Here is a 5,097-nt window from a genome sequence, read left to right on the forward strand (position 1 = left end):
AGCGCGGCGAAGGGCGCGCGGAGGCGCGCGCGAGGGCGCGTGCCGTGGAGAGTGCGACCCTCGTGCTGCGGATGGGGCCTATGCGTTGGGTGCGGCGCCCGTTGTGCAGGCAGATACCGGGGGCGAAGGGGCGCAGCGCGAGGTCGCTGAGCGCCGGGGTTCTGCTCAGCTCGGGATAGGAGGTGACCAGGAGCTGACTGCCCCGGTCCAGGCGGAAGCCGTCCAGCTCCTCGGTGGCCGCGCGGCCACCGACGCGGTCGGCGGCCTCCAGGACGGCGACCGTGGCGCCGGCGCGGGTGAGGTGGTGCGCGGCGGCCAGGCCGGCCACTCCACCACCGATGATGACGACGTCCACGGTGTCCGACGGGGTCGTCGGCGGGGACGAGGGGTTTCGGGAAGCGGGGGTGCGCGGCACGTGTCCCTCCCTGGGTCGGCCGGGGTTTCGGCCCACGTCTCATGCCCTTCGCGAGCCTCCCTGATACCCACCCCCGCACCCGGACCGACGCACACGGGGTCGCACACGGCACACACACCCCGCAGGTGCCGGAGTCACGTTCGCCGCGCCCGCGACAACCGCGCCCCGAAGCCCCGCCGCGGACCGCTGACGGGGGCCCGCGGGGAGGCCCGCAGCGAGGGCCGCGGTGAGGGCCGCGGTGAGGGCCGCGGTGAGGGCCGCGGTGAGGCAGCCGGGTGCCGCGGCTCGGGCACTGGGGGCAGGTTGCGGGCCTGCGGCGCTCGGGGCCATGGGCGGCGGCCCCGGCGGCGCTGCGGGCCATGGGGGGGGCGGCCCGGTGGGGCTTCGGACCTTCGGGTGCGGGCCCCGGCGGCTCCTGGCGTCGCTGGAGTGGCTCCCGGTGCCGTCGGGCGGGCTTCGGCTTTGCGCTTCGGGCTTTGGCTTTGCGCTTCGGGCTTCGGGCTTCGGGCTTCGGAACTGAAAATTTCCGGGGGGAGGTGGTGGTGGGGGGCGGGGCGGGGGAGAGAAGGGGGTTAATTCGGCTCGAGGGTGGAGGTGATGGCTGAGGTGATCGTGGGGTGGGCGAAGGTGAAGCCGGCTTCCTGGAGGCGGGTCGGGATGACGCGCTGGCTCTGGAGGATGTTGTCGCCGAACTCGCCCAGGGCCAGGCGCAGGGCCGGGGCCGGGACGGTGAAGAGGGTGGGGCGGCGCAGGACCTTGCCCATGGCGGCCGTCGCCTCGCGGTTGGTGACCGGTTCCGGGGCGGTGAGGTTCACCGGCCCGGACAGCGTCTCGTCATCGATCAGGCGGCGCAGCGCGCGGACGTGGTCGTGCAGGGAGATGAACGACCAGTACTGGCCGCCGTTCCCGAGCCGCCCGCCGAGCCCGGCCTTGAAGAGCGGGAAGAGCCGGCCCCAGGCCCCGCCCTCCCGCGCGACGACCAGGCCGGTGCGCGCGAAGGGGGTGCGGATACCGGCCTCGACGGCCGGTTCGGCGGCGGTCTCCCAGTCGACGCAGACCCGGGCGAGGAAGTCGTCGCCGGGCGGCGCGTCCTCGTCCACGCGGCGCGCCCCGGTCTCGCCGTAATAACCGATCGCGCTGCCGCAGACGAAGGAGCGCGGCGGGGTGTCGAGGGAGGCCAGGGCCTCGGCGAGCGCGGCGGTGCCGAGCACCCGGCTGTCGCGGATCTGCTTCTTGTACGCCGGAGTCCAGCGGTGGTCCCCGACGCCCGCGCCCGCGAGGTGCACCACGGAGTCGCAGCCGGCGAGGCCCGCGGCGTCGACGGTCTGCCGTTCGGGGTCCCAGGCCACTTCGCCGGCGGCCCGCGGCGCGTGCCGGACGAGGCGCACCACCTCGTGCCCGTCCGCGCGCAGTGACCGCTGGAGCGCCGTGCCGATGAGACCGGTCGAACCGGTGATCGCGATCCGCATGGCCCCATACTGCCCGTGCCCGCGGGCGCGTGACACAGTGACCCGCATGCCCGAACTGATCGTTCGTACCGCCGTGCCCGCCGACGAGGCGGCGCTCGGGGCGCTGGACCGGCGGACCTGGTCGCCGCTGCACTCCGTACAGCCGCGTCCGGAGCCGCCGTACGACCCGTTCTTCGACGCCTGGCACGTACCGGACGACTTCCTCGTGGCGCAGGTGGACGGGCGGACGGCGGGTTACCTGCGGCTGGTGCGGCCGACGCCGCTGGCCTCCAACGCGCACGTGCGGCAGATCCAGGGGCTGGCCGTGGACGAGCGGGTGCGCGGCCGCGGGGTGGCCCGTGCGCTGCTGGCCGCGGCGGTGGACCGGGCGGTGGCGGAGGGCGCGCAGCGCATGACGCTCCGGGTGCTGGGCCACAACACGCCGGCGCGGCGGCTGTACGAGTCGGCGGGCTTCCGGGTGGAGGGAGTGCTGCCGGGCGAGTTCCTGCTGGCGGGCGAGTACGTGGACGACGTACTGATGGGGCGGTGGCTGGGCGCCACCGCCCCGTCCTGAGACGGCGGGGTCGGGGCGGGCATTCTGAGACGGTGAGGCCCGGGCCGCGCCCCGCGCGGACCGCGCCCCGCAGACCGGGCCGCGCAGCCTCTGGCCCGGGAGTTCAAGGGCAGACCGGGGCGTTTGAGGTCGCCGAGCCTGCGGCCGCCGTGACCTGCGGCATCGGCCGCACCGCGGGCTCCAGGCGTACGAGGTGCCCGCCCCCCGGCCGCATGAGTGCCCTCTGGCGTACGAGCCGGCCTCGGCTGCCTGAGTCGCCTTCAGCGTATGAGTGCCCCTAGGCGTACGAGGTGCCCGCCGCCCGCCGGGCGTAGGAGTGCCCTCAGGCGTGCGAGTCGCTCTCGGGCGCTGAGCCGCCTTCAGGCTTACGAGTCGGCCTCAGGTGTACGAGTCGCCGCGGAAGCGTTCCCAGAGGTTGGGGAAGCGTTCCTCCAGGGCCGCGTCGTCCTCGAAGTCGATGACGGTGCCCAGGGGCTCCTGCGGGGCCGGGGCGATGCCGAGGTCGGGCATCACGGTGCCGGTGAGGCGTTCGTACGCCTCGTCCGCCGCGTACCCCAGGTCCTCCGCGTCGCCGTCCTCCTCCTCGTCGAAGTCCGGGAGCAGGTCGGCGAGCCGGTCGGGGTCGTGCAGCGCGCCCTCGAAGACCTCGCGGCCCTGGCCGATCAGCCAGCAGCGGAAGTAGTCGAAGGCGTCGTCGCTCGCGCCGTCCAGCAGGATGACGGCGGCGGCCCACAGGTCCCAGGTGTAGGCGCGGTTGTAGCGCGCCTCGAAGTGCCGGGCGAAGTCGATCACGGCATCGGGGTCGCGCCGCATCAGCCGCTCGATCAGCAGATCGGCCTGCTCCTCGGGGTCGCCCTCGGCGGCCTCGCGGGAGTCGTCGATGAGCTCCCAGAACTCCGTCTCGTCCATCACAGGGTCAAGCATCCAGCCTGCCGCCCGGCGACGCACGCGGAGCGCGGGCATCCGTCCGGGTCGTTACCGACACGGAATTACCCGGAAAACCGGACAGTAGGTGGCGGCATTCGGTGTGAGAGTCGCGCCATGCGAAGCGAAGCGGAGGACATGGCAGTGGGCGGACGGCCGACGGGTGGCAGCACGAGTACAGGGACGGCCGGGGCGGCCGCGGGGGAGGGCGGCGGCGCGCTGGCCGGCAAGGTCGCGCTCGTCGCCGGGGCGACCCGGGGCGCGGGCCGGGCGATGGCCGTGGAGCTCGGCCGGGCCGGCGCGGTCGTCTACGTCACCGGGCGGACGACGCGGGAGCAGGTCAGCGAGGTGGGCCGGGCGACCGAGACGATCGAGGGCACGGCGGACCTGGTGACGGCCGCCGGGGGCACCGGGATCGCCGTACGGGTCGACCATCTGGAGCCGGACCAGGTGCGTGCGCTGGTCGAACGGATCGAGCGGGACCACGGGCGGCTGGACGTGCTGGTCAACGACCTGTGGGGCGGTGACCAGCACGTCGAGTGGGACAAGAAGGCGTGGGAGCACGACCTCGGCAAGGGGCTGCGGGTACTGCGGCTCGGCGTCGAGAGCCACCTGATCACCAGCCGGTACGCGCTGCCGCTGCTCATCCGGCGGCGCGGCGGACTGCTGGTGGAGGTCACGGACGGCACGGCCGAGTCCAACCGGGAGTACCGGAAGCCGCTCTACTACGACCTGGCGAAGAGCGCGCCGATCCGGATCGCGCGGGACCTGGGGGAGGAGCTGGCGGAGTACGGCTGTACGGCGCTCTGCCTCACGCCGGGGTGGCTGCGCTCGGAGGCGATGCTCGACACGTACTTCAAGGTGACGGAGGAGCGCTGGCGGGACGGCTGCGCGCAGAACCCGCACTTCGCGATCTCGGAGTCGCCGGTGTTCGTGGGCCGGGCGCTGGCGGCCCTGGCCACCGACCCGGACGTGGCGCGGTGGAACGGGCAGTCGCTCTCCAGCGGCGGGCTGGCGAAGGTGTACGGCTTCACGGACGTGGACGGTTCGGCGCCGGACGCCTGGCGGTACATCGCGGAAGTCGAACGCGCGGGCAAGCCGGCCGACGTCACCGGCTATCGCTGATCGGGGTCGGTGGGGACCGGTCGGCGCATGGCCACTGGGCGGAGGGGATCACCGGCTGTCGTTGACCACCGGTCGGCGGATGGCCACCGGTCGGCGGATGGCCATCGGTCGGCGGATGGCCACCGGTCGGCGGATGGCCACCGGTTGTCGCTGACCACCGACCGCCGGCACCGGCCCCGCCGGGCGCTGGCCCCCGGGCGCTGCCCCCCCGACCGCTGGCCCCCGCCCGGGCGCTGGCCCCCGGGCGCTGCCCCCCGACCGCTGGCCCCCGCCCGGCCGCTGGCCCCCCGTCGAACACCGGCTGCCGCTGGACACCGGCGGCCAAACAGGCTGTCGTCGGCCGCTCGCCGCTCGCCGCTCGCCGCTCGCCGCCCGCCGCCGCCCCGCTCACCCCTCGTACAGCGTCGTCATCTGCCGTGCTGCCGCCGTGAAGCGGGCGCGCAGGGCCGGCGGGGAGAGGATCTCCGCTTCCGGGCCGAGGCCCAGCAGCTGGGAGAAGGCGACGTCGGGGGACTCGACGGGCAGGGTGACCGTGATCCGGCCCTGGCCGTCGGCGTCCGGGGCCGCTTCGAGCGCCTCCTGGGCCGCCGCGCGGTCGGTGACGTGCGGCA

General features: G+C 74.8%; 6 protein-coding genes. 2 read left to right on the plus strand and 4 right to left on the minus strand.

The genetic code is table 11. The features are described from left to right. On the minus strand, positions 1–415 hold a 415-nt coding region (locus tag C3486_RS36055), incomplete at its 3' end, for an FAD-dependent oxidoreductase (protein ID WP_146075138.1). A gap of 572 nt (positions 416–987) precedes the next feature. Further along, positions 988–1,884, minus strand: a complete 897-nt coding sequence (locus C3486_RS36065) for a TIGR01777 family oxidoreductase (protein WP_103837075.1) — start codon at positions 1,882–1,884, stop codon at positions 988–990. A 46-nt stretch (positions 1,885–1,930) separates the two neighbouring features. Here C3486_RS36065 and C3486_RS36070 point away from each other — a divergent pair, with 46 nt between their 5' ends. After that, positions 1,931–2,437, plus strand: a complete 507-nt coding sequence (locus C3486_RS36070) for a GNAT family N-acetyltransferase (protein ID WP_181138814.1) — start codon at positions 1,931–1,933, stop codon at positions 2,435–2,437. Positions 2,438–2,815: 378 nt separating this feature from the next. Here C3486_RS36070 and C3486_RS36075 read toward each other — a convergent pair whose 3' ends face one another. Continuing rightward, positions 2,816–3,346 carry a DUF4240 domain-containing protein gene (locus C3486_RS36075; RefSeq protein ID WP_103837077.1) on the minus strand — a complete coding sequence of 177 codons (531 nt, stop codon included), beginning with the start codon at positions 3,344–3,346 and terminating at the stop codon, positions 2,816–2,818. A gap of 132 nt (positions 3,347–3,478) precedes the next feature. On the opposite strand from C3486_RS36075, the gene C3486_RS36080 reads away from it, so the two are divergent. Continuing rightward, entirely contained in the window at positions 3,479–4,486 is a 1,008-nt protein-coding gene (locus C3486_RS36080; RefSeq protein ID WP_258053202.1) for an SDR family oxidoreductase, read from the plus strand. Positions 4,487–4,873: 387 nt separating this feature from the next. Here the strand turns inward: C3486_RS36080 and C3486_RS36085 are convergent. After that, on the minus strand, positions 4,874–5,097 hold a 224-nt coding region (locus C3486_RS36085), incomplete at its 5' end, for a WYL domain-containing protein (RefSeq protein WP_146075139.1).

Origin of the sequence: Streptomyces sp. Ru73, from assembly GCF_002920575.1 — a bacterium.
In the GTDB taxonomy this organism is placed as follows: Bacteria; Actinomycetota; Actinomycetes; order Streptomycetales; family Streptomycetaceae; genus Streptomyces.